At 34.7% G+C, this 14,494-nt stretch carries 14 protein-coding genes; 3 read left to right on the forward strand and 11 right to left on the reverse strand.

All coding sequences use genetic code 11. From position 1 onward, the window contains the following. Nucleotides 1-365: 365 nt before the first annotated feature. Nucleotides 366-1,982 (reverse strand): phosphoenolpyruvate carboxykinase (ATP), encoded by a 1,617-nt coding sequence (pckA, locus tag ABYI63_RS14695; protein WP_372757355.1) that lies wholly within the window; start codon nt 1,980-1,982, stop codon nt 366-368. Between the two features lie 61 nt (nt 1,983-2,043). Continuing rightward, nucleotides 2,044-2,430, reverse strand: coding sequence for a DUF423 domain-containing protein (locus ABYI63_RS14700; RefSeq protein WP_372757357.1), 387 nt, complete (start codon nt 2,428-2,430; stop codon nt 2,044-2,046). Nucleotides 2,431-2,619: 189 nt separating this feature from the next. On the opposite strand from ABYI63_RS14700, the gene ABYI63_RS14705 reads away from it, so the two are divergent. Beyond that, the gene (locus tag ABYI63_RS14705) at nt 2,620-3,189 is read left to right on the forward strand and encodes a DUF3575 domain-containing protein (protein WP_372757359.1); all 570 of its coding nucleotides are present in this window, start codon (nt 2,620-2,622) and stop codon (nt 3,187-3,189) included. A 90-nt stretch (nt 3,190-3,279) separates the two neighbouring features. Here ABYI63_RS14705 and ABYI63_RS14710 read toward each other — a convergent pair whose 3' ends face one another. Further along, nucleotides 3,280-4,821 (reverse strand): glycine--tRNA ligase, encoded by a 1,542-nt coding sequence (locus tag ABYI63_RS14710; RefSeq protein ID WP_372757361.1) that lies wholly within the window; start codon nt 4,819-4,821, stop codon nt 3,280-3,282. Between the two features lie 190 nt (nt 4,822-5,011). On the opposite strand from ABYI63_RS14710, the gene ABYI63_RS14715 reads away from it, so the two are divergent. Continuing rightward, nucleotides 5,012-5,689 (forward strand): ComF family protein, encoded by a 678-nt coding sequence (locus tag ABYI63_RS14715; RefSeq protein WP_372757362.1) that lies wholly within the window; start codon nt 5,012-5,014, stop codon nt 5,687-5,689. Nucleotides 5,690-5,747: 58 nt separating this feature from the next. Beyond that, nucleotides 5,748-7,361: an Ig-like domain-containing protein gene (locus tag ABYI63_RS14720; RefSeq protein WP_372757364.1), complete on the forward strand. Its 1,614-nt coding sequence runs from the start codon at nt 5,748-5,750 to the stop codon at nt 7,359-7,361. Here ABYI63_RS14720 and ABYI63_RS14725 read toward each other — a convergent pair. The 8 genes from ABYI63_RS14725 to ABYI63_RS14760 form a co-directional block, all read right to left on the reverse strand. Further along, the gene (locus ABYI63_RS14725) at nt 7,348-8,127 is read right to left on the reverse strand and encodes an amidohydrolase (protein ID WP_372757365.1); all 780 of its coding nucleotides are present in this window, start codon (nt 8,125-8,127) and stop codon (nt 7,348-7,350) included. The two genes, ABYI63_RS14720 and ABYI63_RS14725, sit on opposite strands and share 14 nt — an antisense overlap. Nucleotides 8,128-8,139: 12 nt before the next feature. Beyond that, nucleotides 8,140-8,607: a hypothetical protein gene (locus ABYI63_RS14730; RefSeq protein WP_372757367.1), complete on the reverse strand. Its 468-nt coding sequence runs from the start codon at nt 8,605-8,607 to the stop codon at nt 8,140-8,142. A gap of 60 nt (nt 8,608-8,667) precedes the next feature. After that, complete coding sequence (locus ABYI63_RS14735) at nt 8,668-9,813, reverse strand: methionine aminotransferase (protein ID WP_372757369.1); 1,146 nt, start codon at nt 9,811-9,813, stop codon at nt 8,668-8,670. Nucleotides 9,814-9,851: 38 nt separating this feature from the next. Then, nucleotides 9,852-11,624 (reverse strand): DNA mismatch repair protein MutS, encoded by a 1,773-nt coding sequence (locus tag ABYI63_RS14740; RefSeq protein ID WP_372757370.1) that lies wholly within the window; start codon nt 11,622-11,624, stop codon nt 9,852-9,854. A gap of 78 nt (nt 11,625-11,702) precedes the next feature. Next, the gene (locus ABYI63_RS14745) at nt 11,703-12,401 is read right to left on the reverse strand and encodes a zinc metallopeptidase (protein ID WP_372757371.1); all 699 of its coding nucleotides are present in this window, start codon (nt 12,399-12,401) and stop codon (nt 11,703-11,705) included. Between the two features lie 152 nt (nt 12,402-12,553). Then, on the reverse strand, nt 12,554-13,654 hold the full coding sequence (gene ald, locus ABYI63_RS14750) for an alanine dehydrogenase (protein ID WP_372757372.1): 1,101 nt from the start codon (nt 13,652-13,654) through the stop codon (nt 12,554-12,556). A 214-nt stretch (nt 13,655-13,868) separates the two neighbouring features. After that, the gene (locus tag ABYI63_RS14755) at nt 13,869-14,132 is read right to left on the reverse strand and encodes a SemiSWEET family sugar transporter (RefSeq protein ID WP_372757374.1); all 264 of its coding nucleotides are present in this window, start codon (nt 14,130-14,132) and stop codon (nt 13,869-13,871) included. Further along, nucleotides 14,125-14,436 (reverse strand): DUF6370 family protein, encoded by a 312-nt coding sequence (locus ABYI63_RS14760; protein ID WP_372757376.1) that lies wholly within the window; start codon nt 14,434-14,436, stop codon nt 14,125-14,127. The genes ABYI63_RS14755 and ABYI63_RS14760 overlap by 8 nt, the downstream gene beginning before the upstream one ends. Nucleotides 14,437-14,494 lie beyond the last annotated feature (58 nt).

Consider the following 14,494-nt stretch of genomic DNA (forward strand, 5'->3'; position numbering starts at 1 on the left):
GTTCTTAACTAAGTCAAAATGGTTAATCAAAAATTCTGGAAGAATAAGTTTTAATAAGTCTAGGTAATTGTCCAAGGTGCTCTTTTTTTACAAAAATCGTAATCTTATTTTAATTCACACACAACTTTTAGGATTGATCCAATATTATCCAACATTAATCTTTGATCAAAAGACGTTAAATCAAAATGTACAAAAGAGGTGTTTTCTGTTTACTTTGTTTGACTTTCTTTTTTTGGACTTGCAACAAAAAGTAGGACAATTTTTTTTAAGACCTATGCTACATTTTTAAATTGAACTTGGCTTCAAGAGATTGCTTCGTACCTAGCGATGACAAAAATCAAAATTTTAGTCTGATGCTTTGTGCATTAAAACGCATAACGTTGCGGTCCGCCTCGTCTTATTTCCTCACTGGCATAAGCTTCAAATTTCTTGAAATTTTCACGAAATGCATTGGTAAGTTTAAAGGCTGTGGTATAATAGGCTTCGTCGTCGTTCCATGTGGCTCTTGGGCTTAACACACTGGTTGGAACGCCTGGGCATTCTCTTGGTTGCGCCACGCCAAATACGGAATGGATGTGATAATCATCATAATTATACAAACCTAAATCGCCATTCAGCACCGCATTAATCATGGCTCGGGTGTATTTTAACTTCATTCGAGTACCTACGCCGTAAGGACCACCTGTCCATCCCGTATTTACCAACCATACGTTAACGCCAGAATCTTTCATTTTCTGACTTAACATTTCGGCATATTTTGCGGGATGTAACGGCATAAAAGGGGCACCAAAACAGGCTGAAAACGATGGTTGCGGCTCTAGAACACCTGCCTCGGTACCAGCCACTTTAGCGGTATAACCTGAAATAAAATGATAGGCCGCCTGACTGGGTGTTAATTTTGAAATGGGAGGAATTACCCCAAAAGCATCGGCAGTTAAAAAGAAAATGTTTTTCGGGTTCCTTCCTATGGAAGGTATTTTAATATTATCAATATGAAAAATCGGGTAACTTACACGTGTATTTTGAGTAATAGAGGTATCTTCAAAATTTACATTTCCATTTGAGTCTACAATAACATTTTCAAGAATTGCGCCCTTTTTAATAGCATCAAATATTTCTGGTTCGTGATCTCTCGAAAGGTTAATTACTTTAGCATAACAGCCACCTTCAAAATTAAATACTGTATTTTCGGCAGTCCATCCATGTTCATCATCACCAATTAAACTTCTACTAGGGTCGGTTGAAAGCGTTGTTTTTCCAGTTCCAGATAACCCAAAGAATATTGCCGTATCGCCATCCTTCCCAACATTCGCACTGCAATGCATGGGCAAGGTGTTTTTATAAACAGGAAGTATAAAATTTAAAGCTGAAAAGATGCCTTTTTTAATTTCACCTGTATAACCCGTACCGCCAATTAAAGCAATTTTTTTAGTAAAATTCAAGATAGCAAAATTGTGCTGTCGGGTACCATCTACTTTAGGATCTGCCATAAAACCAGGAGCATTAATTACTGTCCATTCCCCTTCGAAGTTTTTCAACTCATCGTCCGTTGGACGTAAAAACATATTATATGCAAATTGATTACTCCATGGATATTCATTAACAACCCGAATATTCAATTTATAATCTGGATCTGCACATGCATAACAATCTCTTACAAAAATTTCTCTATTAGATAAATAAGCGCTTACTTTATCATATAAGGCATCAAACTTAGCGGATTCAAACGGAATATTAATGTTTCCCCACCAAACGTGCTCGCGGGTAATATCATCTTCCACAATAAATCGGTCTTGGGGCGATCGTCCTGTAAATTCACCAGTATTAACTGCCAACGCTCCGGAAGAAGCTTCAACACCCTGCCCTTTCTCTATTGTAATGTCATGAAGTTGTTCGGGTTTTAATTGGTAGTGAATTTTAGCATTTTTTATTCCATAATCTTCCAATGAAATCGCTTTCATAATTCGGTTATTGTTCATCATAGCAAGAGAGTTAATTATATATTACCTAAAAATAACAAGTAATTTGCTAATTGTTTTTGTTTTATGACTTTATTTTTAAGAAATTAACAAAAAGCATGATCCAAGACGCGATTAAAAGCAAACCTCCTAATGGTGTTATTAAGCCTATAATTTTAAAATCGAAAGAAGTTAGAACATTTGTTGATAAACAATAAATGGAACCAGAAAACAACAAAACACCTATTAAAGTAACGTAAAAAATTTGCTTTTTGAATTGAACCCGAACATGCGCACTAGTACCTACAAACAACAATAAGATAGCATGATACATTTGATATCGCACCCCTGTTTCAAAAGATTGTTGCGATTCTAAAGAAATTAATTCTTTTAGTAAATGTGCCCCAAAAGCACCTAAAATAATGCTTGTAAAACCTAAAATGGCAGCGGTAACTAGTATGGCTTTATTCATGAAAATTGAAATTTCGAAAATTTTTAGCTATTGGGTAATTAAACGAAATACAAAGTTAATTAACATATTTTACTACCGAAACATTTTGGTTAGTGCTTTTTAAAAAACACACATCCAAATTGTAAGATATTTACTCAAATGATATTAATTTTATTCTTAATATTACAAGTATATTATAAAACTATCTACATGAAAAAAACACCCCTAATTTCACTTGTGTCTATCCTTATGGTTTTCATTTCCTTTTCGCAAGAAACCACTATTCAATCCTCTGAAAAACTGAATTTTAATGAATTAAAATTAAATATGACAAACTTAATAGGATTTAAGTGGTTTGATATTTCTTATGAACGCACCATTAATGAAGAATCTTCATTTGGAATTGGCATACTAACCAAAATTGGTTCAGATTTAGATGATGGGGACGGATTAGATGAATATCGAACTTTTTCATTAACGCCTTTTTATCGTCAATTCTTTTCAAAAAAGCATGCTCAAGGATTTTTTGTTGAAGGCTTTGCTATGTTACATTCTGGGAAGGAAACCTATGGCTATGATTATAATCCTGTTGACTATACTTATACGTATCAATATGAAAAATACACCGATTTGGCTATTGGCGTATCCGCTGGAGCGAAATTTATAACTAAAAGAGGCTTTGTAGCCGAGATATATTTGGGAATAGGAAGGGATTTACTTGACCAAAGTGATATTGAGGTTGTTGGCAGAGGTGGGGTTGCCTTAGGTTTTAGGTTTTAAACTATTTAAAATCACTATAAAAAGTAAAAAACCCAAACAATTGTGCTTGGGTTTTCCATATTATAAGATTCCTACCTTTGCGGGAATTAATTACATTTTCATTAACCAAGTACGTACATCAACGGCCTGTTTAATAATGTTTCGTAAATCTTCAATTTTTACTCGTTCTTGCTCCATGGAGTCTCTATGACGAATGGTAACCGTATTATTTTCCAAAGTATCATGATCTACAGTAATACAGAAAGGTGTTCCGTTAGCATCTTGCCTTCTGTAACGGCGCCCAACAGCGTCCTTTTCATCGTAGTCTACATTGAAATCCCATTTTAATTCATCAACAATTTGTTTGGCTATTTCTGGCAAACCATCTTTCTTAACCAATGGCAACACTGCAGCTTTTATTGGTGCTAGTACTGCTGGTAATTTTAAAACAGTACGGGTGGTGTTATTTTCTAATTCTTCTTCAACTAAAGCATTAGAAAATACAGCCAAAAACATACGATCTAAACCAATGGATGTTTCTAACACATAAGGGGTATAACTTGCATTATCCTCATGATCAAAATACTGTAATTTTTTACCTGAGAATTTTTCGTGTTGACTTAAATCAAAATCTGTTCTAGAATGAATTCCTTCTAATTCTTTAAATCCGAATGGGAATTTAAATTCAATATCGGTTGCCGCATCGGCGTAATGTGCCAATTTTTCGTGGTCATGAAAACGGTAGTTATCCGTTCCCAATCCTAATGATAAATGCCATTTCATTCTAGTTTCTTTCCATTTATCAAACCACTCTTTTTGAGTGCCTGGTTTAATAAAAAACTGCATTTCCATTTGTTCAAACTCACGCATTCTAAAAATAAATTGTCTTGCAACAATCTCATTTCTAAAGGCTTTTCCTGTTTGAGCGATACCGAATGGAATTTTTAAGCGGCTGGTTTTTTGAACATTTAAAAAGTTTACAAAAATACCTTGAGCTGTTTCCGGACGCAAATAAAGGTCCATTGCATTTTCAGCTGACGCTCCCAATTTAGTACCAAACATTAAGTTAAACTGCTTAACATCTGTCCAGTTTTTTGAACCAGTTAAAGGATCAGCTATTTCTAATTCCTCAATAAGTGCCTTAACATCGGCTAAATCTTCATTTTCTAAAGACTTTGCCATACGTGAAAGCGTTGTATTTATTTTTTCTTGATACTCAACAACACGTTTGTTTGTTGTTACAAATTCTTCTTTATTAAAAGCTTCGCCAAAGCGTTTTGCTGCTTTATCAACCTCTTTGTCAATTTTAGCTTCAATTTTAGCACAGTAGTCTTCAATTAAAACATCGGCTCTGTAGCGTTTTTTTGAATCTTTATTGTCAATTAATGGATCGTTAAACGCATCGACGTGTCCAGAAGCCTTCCAGGTCGTTGGATGCATAAAAATAGCAGCATCGATTCCTACTATATTATCATTCATTTGCACCATGGCTTTCCACCAATAGTCGCGTATATTTTTCTTTAATTCTGCACCGTTTTGTGCATAGTCGTAAACTGCACTTAATCCATCGTAGATTTCACTACTTTGAAACACGTAACCATACTCCTTTGCGTGAGAGATTACTTTTTTAAATTGATCGTCGTTATTTGCCATGGTGCAAAAATAAAAAACCGCATCAAACTAAATGCGTTCTTTGTTAAAAATTACATGTGAATTTGCTTAATTTTAAATGCGTTAGGGATTGCAGCATTTGTTTGAGCTTTTATTGCGGGGATAGCAGCAGAAAGGCGAGTGCGGAAAGCCCGACCCTTGCGGTAACGCCTAAACTTTTTTACTTGTATTTATGCTTAAATCTCTGGTCGATTTATTGTTTCCGAAGGTGTGTTATGCCTGCCTTAATTTATTGAATGATAATGAAGAAACTATTTGTGTGAATTGCAGACATGATTTACCTGTTACCAATTTTCATTTTGATGATGATGATACCGTTAAAAAAGTGCTATACGGACGAGCAAATATTGCACATGCTACTGCCCTTTTTAGATTTGAAAAGAAAGGCTTGGTTCAGCAACTTATCCATGGGTTAAAATATCGGGGTTATGAAAATATTGGGGTTTTATTAGGCAATTGGCTTGGCAATGAACTAAAAACTTTAGACGCCTACAAAACCGTTGACATCGTTATACCTGTACCGCTACATAAAAAGAAACTTAAAAAACGAGGCTTCAATCAGGTTGCTAAATTTGGAAAACAGCTAGCAAATGCTTTGGACGCGCAATATGTGGACACTGTTTTGGTGAAGATTTCAAATACCACATCGCAAACTACAAAACAACGTTTTACACGTTGGATAAATAACGACGAATTATTTGCTGTAGTTAACGCAGCATCCATTGAAAACAAACACATACTTTTGGTAGACGACCTCATTACCACCGGCGCCACTTTAGAAGCTTGTATAACCGTATTAAATAAGGCTAAAAACATAAAAATTAGCATTGCCACCATGGCAATAGCATAGCTGATTAACCGTTATATCTCTAAATTTATGTAGGTTTGTAAAAAATTTAAAATTGGTAATGAACAAAGTCCTTTATAATATTGTTTTATTGGTTTGTATTGGTCTCGTTTTTGTAAACTGCGCTAACAGAGGAACACCTGATGGAGGGCCTAAAGACGAAACACCACCTAAAATTTTAGAAGAATTACCAAAAAACTATTCCACCAACTTTAAGGAAAAGATTATCAAGATTTATTTTGATGAGTATGTAAAGGTTAAAGACTTACAAAAGCAACTCATCATATCGCCACCAATGAATACCCAACCAGAAATTACGCCGCTTGGTGGTGCTAGCAAATACATTACCATTAAAATTTTCGATACACTACAACCAAACACAACTTACGCCTTTAACTTTGGCAATAGTATTGTGGATAATAATGAAGGCAACCCTTACCCTTACTACCGCTATGTGTTTTCCACAGGCAGTTATATTGACTCCTTAAGCGTAAAAGGCACTATTGTTGATGCCTTGAAAAGAAAGCCAGAAACTTTCGTGAATGTAGCACTTTATGAAGTAGACTCTACATTTACAGATTCAATAATTTATAAAAAAGTCCCAAAATACATCACTAACACCCTAGACAGCGTTACAACGTTTTCCATCGATAATATTAAAGCGGGCACTTACATGCTTATGGCCTTAAAAGATGGTAATAGTGATAATAAATTTCAGCAAAAAACCGACCAAATAGCCTTTCATAAAAGTTATATTACGGTGCCAACAGATTCAGTTTACACCCTTAAATTATTTAACGAAGCCCTAGATTTCAAAGCCATGCGTCCTGCTCATGCTGCTACCCAAAAAATTTCTATAGGTTATGAAGGTGATTATACTAAAATGAAAATTAAAGTAAAATCTGAAACGCCAGCAGGTTTTAAGTTCCGAACTACGAAAGATGAAAAAACGGATACGCTATATTATTGGTACAAACCCAAATTAGAAGCAGATTCGCTACTTTTAAACATATCTCACAAGGAGTTTGAGTTTGATAAAGATTACACGGTAAAAATTAGAAAACAAAAAAAAGATTCATTGATTATCCAAGGAAATCCGTCTGGCTCTATTGGAATTGAAGATGCTTTCAAAATCTCGGCAAATATTCCTTTTGTAAATTTTGATGCTTCAAAAGTAAATTTAATTGATAAAGACTCTGTTAAGGTTGATTTCACCACGCAATACGATTCTATTAACAACACCTATGCTTTCAACTTTAAAAAGAAAGAAGAAAATAGATATAACATGATGGTATTACCTGAGGCTTTTACCGATTTTTTTGATTCTAAAAACGATACGCTAAGGTTCGCTCTAAGCACTAGAAAAGCCTCAGACTTTGGCTTTGTTCGATTTACGTTGGTTAACGCCAGTTATCCGCTTATCGTACAATTAACAACTGAAAAAGGGGACGTGAAATTCCAAAAAATAACAACCAAACCAGAAACTATCGACTTTTTAAATTTGCCACCTGCAACTTATTACATCAGGGTTATTCATGATGCTAATGGTAACGGAATTTATGATCCTGGTAATTATTTAAAAAAAATACAGCCCGAGCGGGTTAGCCATTTTAAAGAAATAGAAGTACGTGCAGATTGGGGATATCCCGAAACTCTGGAATTTAAATCAGAGTAAAAGCGTCCTTATCGTCTAAAAACTTGAGTTTGTTTCGGTAGTAATTAATATGACTGCGCTCTAAGGTAATTATTTCAACCTGTTCTTTATGCGGTTTAATGTTGGAAATGGCATTTCCTAACACATCATAAACCGCCGAATTTCCGGAGTATTCTATTTGTAAACCATCCAAACCAACACGATTTACTCCTACAACATAACTCATGTTTTCAATGGCGCGAGCTTTAAGCAAAGTATCCCATGCTACCACTCTGGGTTTAGGCCAATTGGCAACATAAATTAAAACATCGTAATTCTCTACATTTCTGGCCCATACAGGAAAACGCAAATCGTAACAAACCAATGGGCAAATTTTCCAACCTTTATATTCTAAAATAATTTTTTTGGAACCAGCGGTAAACACTTTGTGCTCCCCCGCAAGGGTAAATGTGTGTCGTTTATCATATGTACTAATGCTACCCGAAGGCTCTACAAACAGCAAACGGTTATAGTACTTGTTATTTTCTAAAATAATGAGGCTACCAATAATGGCAGCCCCTGTTTTTAGTGCTTTTTTTTGCATCCAAGACACTGTTTTTCCTTCCATAGTTTCGGCAACTGCTTTAGCATTCATAGTGAATGCTGTTGCAAACATTTCAGGAAGCACAATTATATCAACCGCTTTTGCAATGCTTTTTATTTTTTCCGAAAAAAGTTTACGGTTCTGCTTTGGGTTTTCCCAAGCTAAATCGGATTGAATTATGGCTACTTTAAGCTGATCTTGCATACGTTCCTAAAACTAAAGTTTCTTTTTAGCTTTTGCGATGTCTTCTTTTAAACCTTCAATCTTTTTAAGCCATTTGGCTTCATCATTAGGCGACAACTTACCTTTCTTCTTAAGTTTTTCGTATTTCGCTATGGCATCTGTATAATCTTCATTTGCATCATCAAATTTCGCTTGCGCTTTTTCTTTAGCTTTTATTTCCTTTTCAGCTTTCTTTAATGCCTTTTCCGCCTTTTTTTGTTCTTTTTCTGCTTTTTTAATAGCTTTCTCTGCAGCCTCTCGCTCCTCATTCAATGCTTTTTGTTTATTAAATGCTTCCCAAATACCTGTTTGTTCTTCAGCCGACAAGGTTGTCGTAACATTTTCACCTTCTTTTAAAATGGTTTTACCTTTAATTTTATAGGTTGTACCATTAAAATCAATTTCTTGTGCTTGGCTACCAAATGCTAATCCTAAAAACAGCAATACTGTTACTAATCTCATTTTATTTATAGTTTTTAATTTGTTATTTAATTTTAGTCGGTTTACTTATTTGAAAGTTACTTAAATTCGGTTTAATATTCTTGCGGCCTTTTGCAAAGTATCATCTGTTTTGGCGAAACAAAATCGCAACACCTTATTATCTATATTATTACAATTAAATACCGACATTGGAATGGATGCAATACCAAGTTCTACAGTAAGTCGTTTTGCAAAATCAACATCATATTCTTTGGTGATATCAGAATAATCCAGCACTTGAAAATAAGTTCCTTTGGATGGTATAAACTTGAACCCAGAATCCTTTATTAAATTTAAGAATAAATTTCGTTTTTTTTGATAAAATCCGGATAATTCTAAATAATGCTTTGGTTCCTGCATATAATCTGCAATACCTTTTTGTGTGGGATGATGAATACAAAACACATTAAATTGATGCACTTTAATAAATTCTTGCATCAAAACTTTGGGTGCACAACAATACCCGATACGCCACCCTGTATTATGAAAGGTTTTGCAAAAAGAGGCCACTACAAAACTTCGCGATTTTAAATCGGGAAACAAACAAGCGCTGTGATGGGTTTCTCCATCGTAAATCATGTGTTCGTAAACCTCATCACTTAATACAATAATATCTGTATTTTTAGTAAGGCTTTCCAATTGAAGCATATCTTCTTTTGAAAAAATAATACCTGTTGGATTGTGCGGCGAGTTAATAATAATCATTTTAGTTTGACTATTTATATTCCGACTCACTTCTTCCCAATCCACCTTAAAATTATTGGCCACTTTCAATTGAATAGGGACCACCTTCCCGCCATTTAATTCTACATTTGGTTCATAACTATCATAGGCAGGTTTGAAAATAATAACCTCATCATTTGGTTTTATAAAGGTGGTGATAATGGTGAAAATAGCCTGAGTTGCACCAGCCGTAACCGTAATTTCATTTTCAGGATGATAGCTTGTATTGTAGAGAAGCTCAAATTTTTTAGCAATGGCTTCCCGAAGTTCCAGATTACCATGCATGGGCGCATAATGATTGTAGCCACTATTCATGGCCTTACTTACCAAATCGATTAATGTTTGGTCGCTATCAAAATCCGGAAAACCCTGAGATAAGTTGATGGCACGATGTTTATTTGCCAAGCCACTCATTACAGAAAAAATAGTGGTCTTTACATTTGGAAGCTTAGATTCGTGGTGCATTTGTTTGGAGTTATTATTATTCGTTTGATGAACAAACACTACACAATATTCATCTTTTTTAACAAAAACGATGCATTCATATTTTTACAAATTCCTGTTTTTAATGTATAGTCGAAATGCAGTTCATTGTTAATAATTTCAGCATCAAAATAATAATTTTTTACTGCTTCTAATTCTTTTTCAATTTCACACAAACTCAAATCGTGGGTAGCGATAATACCGGTTGCATTGGAAGCTACCAATTTTTCAACAAATTTTCTAGACCCAATGGCTTTATCGGTACTATTCGTGCCTTTTAAAATTTCATCTAACACAATAAAATAGGGTTCCTTTTGAATAGCATCTACAATGTATTTTAAGCGTGTTAATTCTGAAAAGAAATACGAACTATCATCGGCCAACGAATCCGTGGTGCGCATACTTGTAATTAGTTTCATAGGGGTGTATTTACTGGACTCTGCGCAAACGGGCAATCCAACATTAGCCATTACAATATGTAAAGACACCGTTCTTAAAAAAGTACTTTTACCAGCCATATTAGCACCCGTAACAATAAAAAACTGTTCATTTTCTATGGTTAAATCGCTATCAACCCGCTTGGTTTTGTTTAATAACGGATGGCCCAATCCTTTAGATTTTATAATGAAACCATCATTTTCTAATTCTGGAAACACAAAATCAGGATGATTAAATGTAAAGTTTCCTAAGGAATTATAGGCATCAAAAAACGATACTACTTCAAACCAATCGGAAACTTTATCGGCATGTTCTTGAATCCATTTTTCAATTTGAAAACTATTTTTAATATCCGATAGAAAGAATCCGTTCCCGAAAATGGCCCAAAGAAAATTATTTCGATTATCTAAAGCATCTAAAGCTTTTGAAAGTTCTTTAAAAATAACCGAAGCCTGCTTTCCCTCCTGCTTAATTTGCTGTTGTTTTTGCCTCAATAATTGGGAAGAAAAGGTTTCTTTTTCAATCAAGTTTAAAAGAGAAGCGTACTGTTTAAAAGTTTCCTTAACCTTATCTGAATTGGACGCCAAGGCATTTATCTTTTTAAGGTAATAACCAGTTATTCCAAGACCAACAAGCAACCAATACCCTATAACCCCCTGGTGGGTTATAATATTTAAAAACACCAAAGCAAAAATAGCAATCGAAGTTATAGCAAAAATTAATGGCAGTTTTTTAATCTTATTTGGTAAAAAGGCCTCATACTTTTTAAGCCATTTAATACTATGGGACGCAGAAGTCTCAATAGTTACCAAACTAGATGTTGCCGAATAAAACTGCCGCCATTCTGGTTTTGTACTTAGTTCCTTTATAGCTTCCTGCCTTAGCACTATGTTGTTAATATCATTCGCTTTTAAAGCATCGGCCAATTTTTGAGCACCCTCATTAATGGTAGTTCTATTTATAAACTGAAAAAAAGACCCGCGACCAAACAAATCGATATCCAAACTGTAATAATGCTGCGGTTCTTGATATTGCAATCCCGCATCTTTATGATGAAAATGGCCAGAGAGCACTTGTATTTCTTCTTCATTTATACTAACCAATGCTTCGTTAAATTGCCTTTTAGCTTTTAAGTCATTATACTTGGACAATAAATACAGAAATATAGAAACCCCCACAACAGCTATAAAAACGGCTAGCTGCCAATTTGAAAACGCCACGTAAATACCAAAGCCGGTAATAACAAAAACTAACAACCTATAAATGCTAAAAGCTGTCATTTGCTTGTACAGCCTTTGCGATGCTATTTTATAGCGTTCTAGATGCTTTTGGTAATATGCTAAAGGTGTATTCATTTATTTGTTTTATGATTTATAAAGAAACAAAAAAGCCCTGAAATAGTTCAGAGCTTTCGTTTTATAATTTATAAGAAATTAATCCCTAGAACCTCCAAATACTTGAAATGCCCAGTAAACTAATGATGCCAAGGCACCAATGGCTGCTACCAAATAAGTTCTTGCTGCCCATTTAAGTGCATCTTCAGAACCTGCGTATTCTTGTTGCGACACCATATTTTTATTCTTTAACCATGCTAAGGCACGGTTACTAGCATCGTATTCTACAGGTAGGGTAATGAAACTAAATGCCGTTGCAAATCCCATCATTACTAAACCAGCAACAGCCACATAATAACCAATACCAAGTCCAGCCGCTGCACCTAACATTAAACCACCAATTACAACCCATTGCGACATGCCCGATGTTACACTAACAATAGGCACCAAAGCCGAACGCATTTTTAACCACTCGTAAGCTTGAGCATGTTGCACAGCGTGCCCACATTCGTGTGCCGCAACTGCAGCCGCAGCCGCATTACGTTGTTTGTAAACAGATTCACTTAAGTTTACCGTTTTATTTTTTGGATTATAGTGGTCTGTTAATTGTCCTGGTGTAGAAATAACTTCCACATCATAAATTCCGTGGTCTGCCAACATTTTTTCAGCAATTTCAGCACCACTCAAACCATTGCGTAACTGTACTTTAGAGTATTTATCAAACTTACTCTTCAGCTTGCTGCTAACCAACCAGCTAACAAGCGCAATGCCACCTAATAATATATAATATCCAATCATTTTTCTTTTTTTTTAAATTTTTTATTTACGAATTAAATATAACAAAAATAACGCCAATTTTATAAAAATGATATTCTGTCATGTTTACAAATAAAAAAAGCGGAAAACCATTATTCTTATTTTCCGCTTTCAGCACTTTTATAATTTGAAAATCAAGACGCTACCATTTCTAAATCGAATGCTTCAGCAATTTCTTTATAAACGATTTCACCTTTTACAATATTTAATCCTTTAGCTAATGATGGCGTATTTTCACAAGCCGCTTCCCAGCCTTGATTTGCTAATTTAATAACGTAAGGCAATGTTACATTAGTTAAAGCCATTGTAGAAGTATAAGGTACAGCTCCTGGCATATTTGCTACACAGTAATGCACCACATCATCAATAATATAAGTTGGATCTTGGTGTGTTGTTGGTTTGGTCGTTTCAAAACAACCACCCTGATCTACAGCCACATCTACCATTACGGTTCCAGGACGCATGTCTTTAAGCATGTCTTTAGTAATTAATTTAGGTGCTTTCGCGCCTTTTATAAGAACACCTCCAATAATTAAATCGGAATTTACAATATGCTTTCTAATATTATATTCACTTGAAAATTCGCTAACTACGTTGTTTGGCATCGAATCACTAACATAACGTAAAGCTTTCATGTTGATATCTAAAATATGAACACTAGCGCCCAAACCAGCAGCCATTTTTGCTGCTTGATATCCTACAACACCAGCACCTAAAATAAGCACTTTTGCTGGAGGCACACCCGGAACACCACCCAATAAAATACCACGACCCATAATTGGCTTCTCAAGGTATTTTGCTCCTTGTTGCACAGACATTCTACCAGCAACTTCAGACATTGGAATTAGTAATGGTAACGTACCATCGGCATCTTCAACCGTTTCGTAAGCAATACAAATGGCCTTGCTTTTAATCATGGCATGCGTAAGTGGTTCGCTTGATGCAAAATGGAAATAAGTAAATACTACCTGATCTGGTTTTATTAAACTATATTCTTGCTCGATTGGTTCTTTTACCTTCACAATCATTTCTGCAGTAGCGTAAACCTCCTCAATAGTTTCAAGCATCGTTGCGCCAGCACCTACATAGTCTTCATCTAAAAAACCACTATTATAACCTGCATTTTTTTGCACGTACACTTCATGATTTCTTTTAGTAAGTTCAAACACTCCAGAAGGCGTCATACCTACTCTATTTTCATTATTTTTAATTTCTATTGGAACACCAATCTTCATAATTTGATATTTTAAGTTAGTCAAAAAAAACTATGCTAAATTAAAATAATTGATTGAGTATAATGAGAATTTGTTTAAATTTTATGAATTATTTTAGACAAAAAGTTTGTTTAACTGAATAAACAATAAATCAGAGCCCCTTTTTTAGAAAATGAATACGCTTTTTGCATATATTATAAAATGACAAAAATCAACATTTCACATTTTATACATCTTATTTTTTGTCGTATTTTATTTTAAAATAAACCAAGAAGAATGCAGAAACAATGGTTATGGTATTTGCCATAATCATAGATGGACTCTCTTTATAGAACCCGTAAACTAACCAGCAAATTACGCCAACAAAAAATAATAACAACATAGGGAGCGATAAGCCCGAAACATCCTTTGTTTTCCATGTTTTATAAACTTGGGGTAAAAATGCTGCTGTTGTAAGTATGGCTGCTATAAATCCTATTATTTCCATAGTTTTATTCATTGTTTAGCAATTTCACTGAACTTATTTTAAATCGATCATTAATAACTTCCCCTGTTACTTCGGCGGTTCTAATAACCTCACAAAATCCGGTATCTATATTGTGGGCATCGCCAAAATCGTCTATATGCGCACCATCCACAAAATAGGCTTTACCATCCATTCGCACTGCTAAATCACAGCCTTTTTGGGAAGTCATTTTAAATTGACATTGCCCACAGGACACCTCAACAATTTGTGGTTCTGTTTTAGGGTTTACACAGGCTAAACCCAATATAAGGAAACATGCAACAAGCCCTCTTTTCATACTAAACTTATTAGGAAATTAATTTACTGAGTCGCAAACATAAGGCGACATAACATAA

The sequence above is a fragment of the Mariniflexile sp. genome (genome assembly GCF_041583155.1).
Lineage (GTDB): Bacteria > Bacteroidota > Bacteroidia > Flavobacteriales > Flavobacteriaceae > Mariniflexile.

Coding starts and splice junctions, on each gene's coding strand:
- ald (WP_372757372.1), bottom strand. CDS start 13,654: ATGAAGATTGGTGTTCCAATAGAAATTAAAAATAATGAAAATAGAGTA.
- ABYI63_RS14735 (WP_372757369.1), bottom strand. CDS start 9,813: ATGCACCACGAATCTAAGCTTCCAAATGTAAAGACCACTATTTTTTCT.
- ABYI63_RS14720 (WP_372757364.1), top strand. CDS start 5,748: ATGAACAAAGTCCTTTATAATATTGTTTTATTGGTTTGTATTGGTCTC.
- ABYI63_RS14710 (WP_372757361.1), bottom strand. CDS start 4,821: ATGGCAAATAACGACGATCAATTTAAAAAAGTAATCTCTCACGCAAAG.
- ABYI63_RS14760 (WP_372757376.1), bottom strand. CDS start 14,436: ATGAAAAGAGGGCTTGTTGCATGTTTCCTTATATTGGGTTTAGCCTGT.
- ABYI63_RS14745 (WP_372757371.1), bottom strand. CDS start 12,401: ATGATTGGATATTATATATTATTAGGTGGCATTGCGCTTGTTAGCTGG.
- ABYI63_RS14715 (WP_372757362.1), top strand. CDS start 5,012: ATGCTTAAATCTCTGGTCGATTTATTGTTTCCGAAGGTGTGTTATGCC.
- ABYI63_RS14730 (WP_372757367.1), bottom strand. CDS start 8,607: ATGAGATTAGTAACAGTATTGCTGTTTTTAGGATTAGCATTTGGTAGC.
- ABYI63_RS14755 (WP_372757374.1), bottom strand. CDS start 14,132: ATGAATAAAACTATGGAAATAATAGGATTTATAGCAGCCATACTTACA.
- ABYI63_RS14725 (WP_372757365.1), bottom strand. CDS start 8,127: ATGCAAGATCAGCTTAAAGTAGCCATAATTCAATCCGATTTAGCTTGG.
- ABYI63_RS14705 (WP_372757359.1), top strand. CDS start 2,620: ATGAAAAAAACACCCCTAATTTCACTTGTGTCTATCCTTATGGTTTTC.
- ABYI63_RS14700 (WP_372757357.1), bottom strand. CDS start 2,430: ATGAATAAAGCCATACTAGTTACCGCTGCCATTTTAGGTTTTACAAGC.
- pckA (WP_372757355.1), bottom strand. CDS start 1,982: ATGATGAACAATAACCGAATTATGAAAGCGATTTCATTGGAAGATTAT.
- ABYI63_RS14740 (WP_372757370.1), bottom strand. CDS start 11,624: ATGAATACACCTTTAGCATATTACCAAAAGCATCTAGAACGCTATAAA.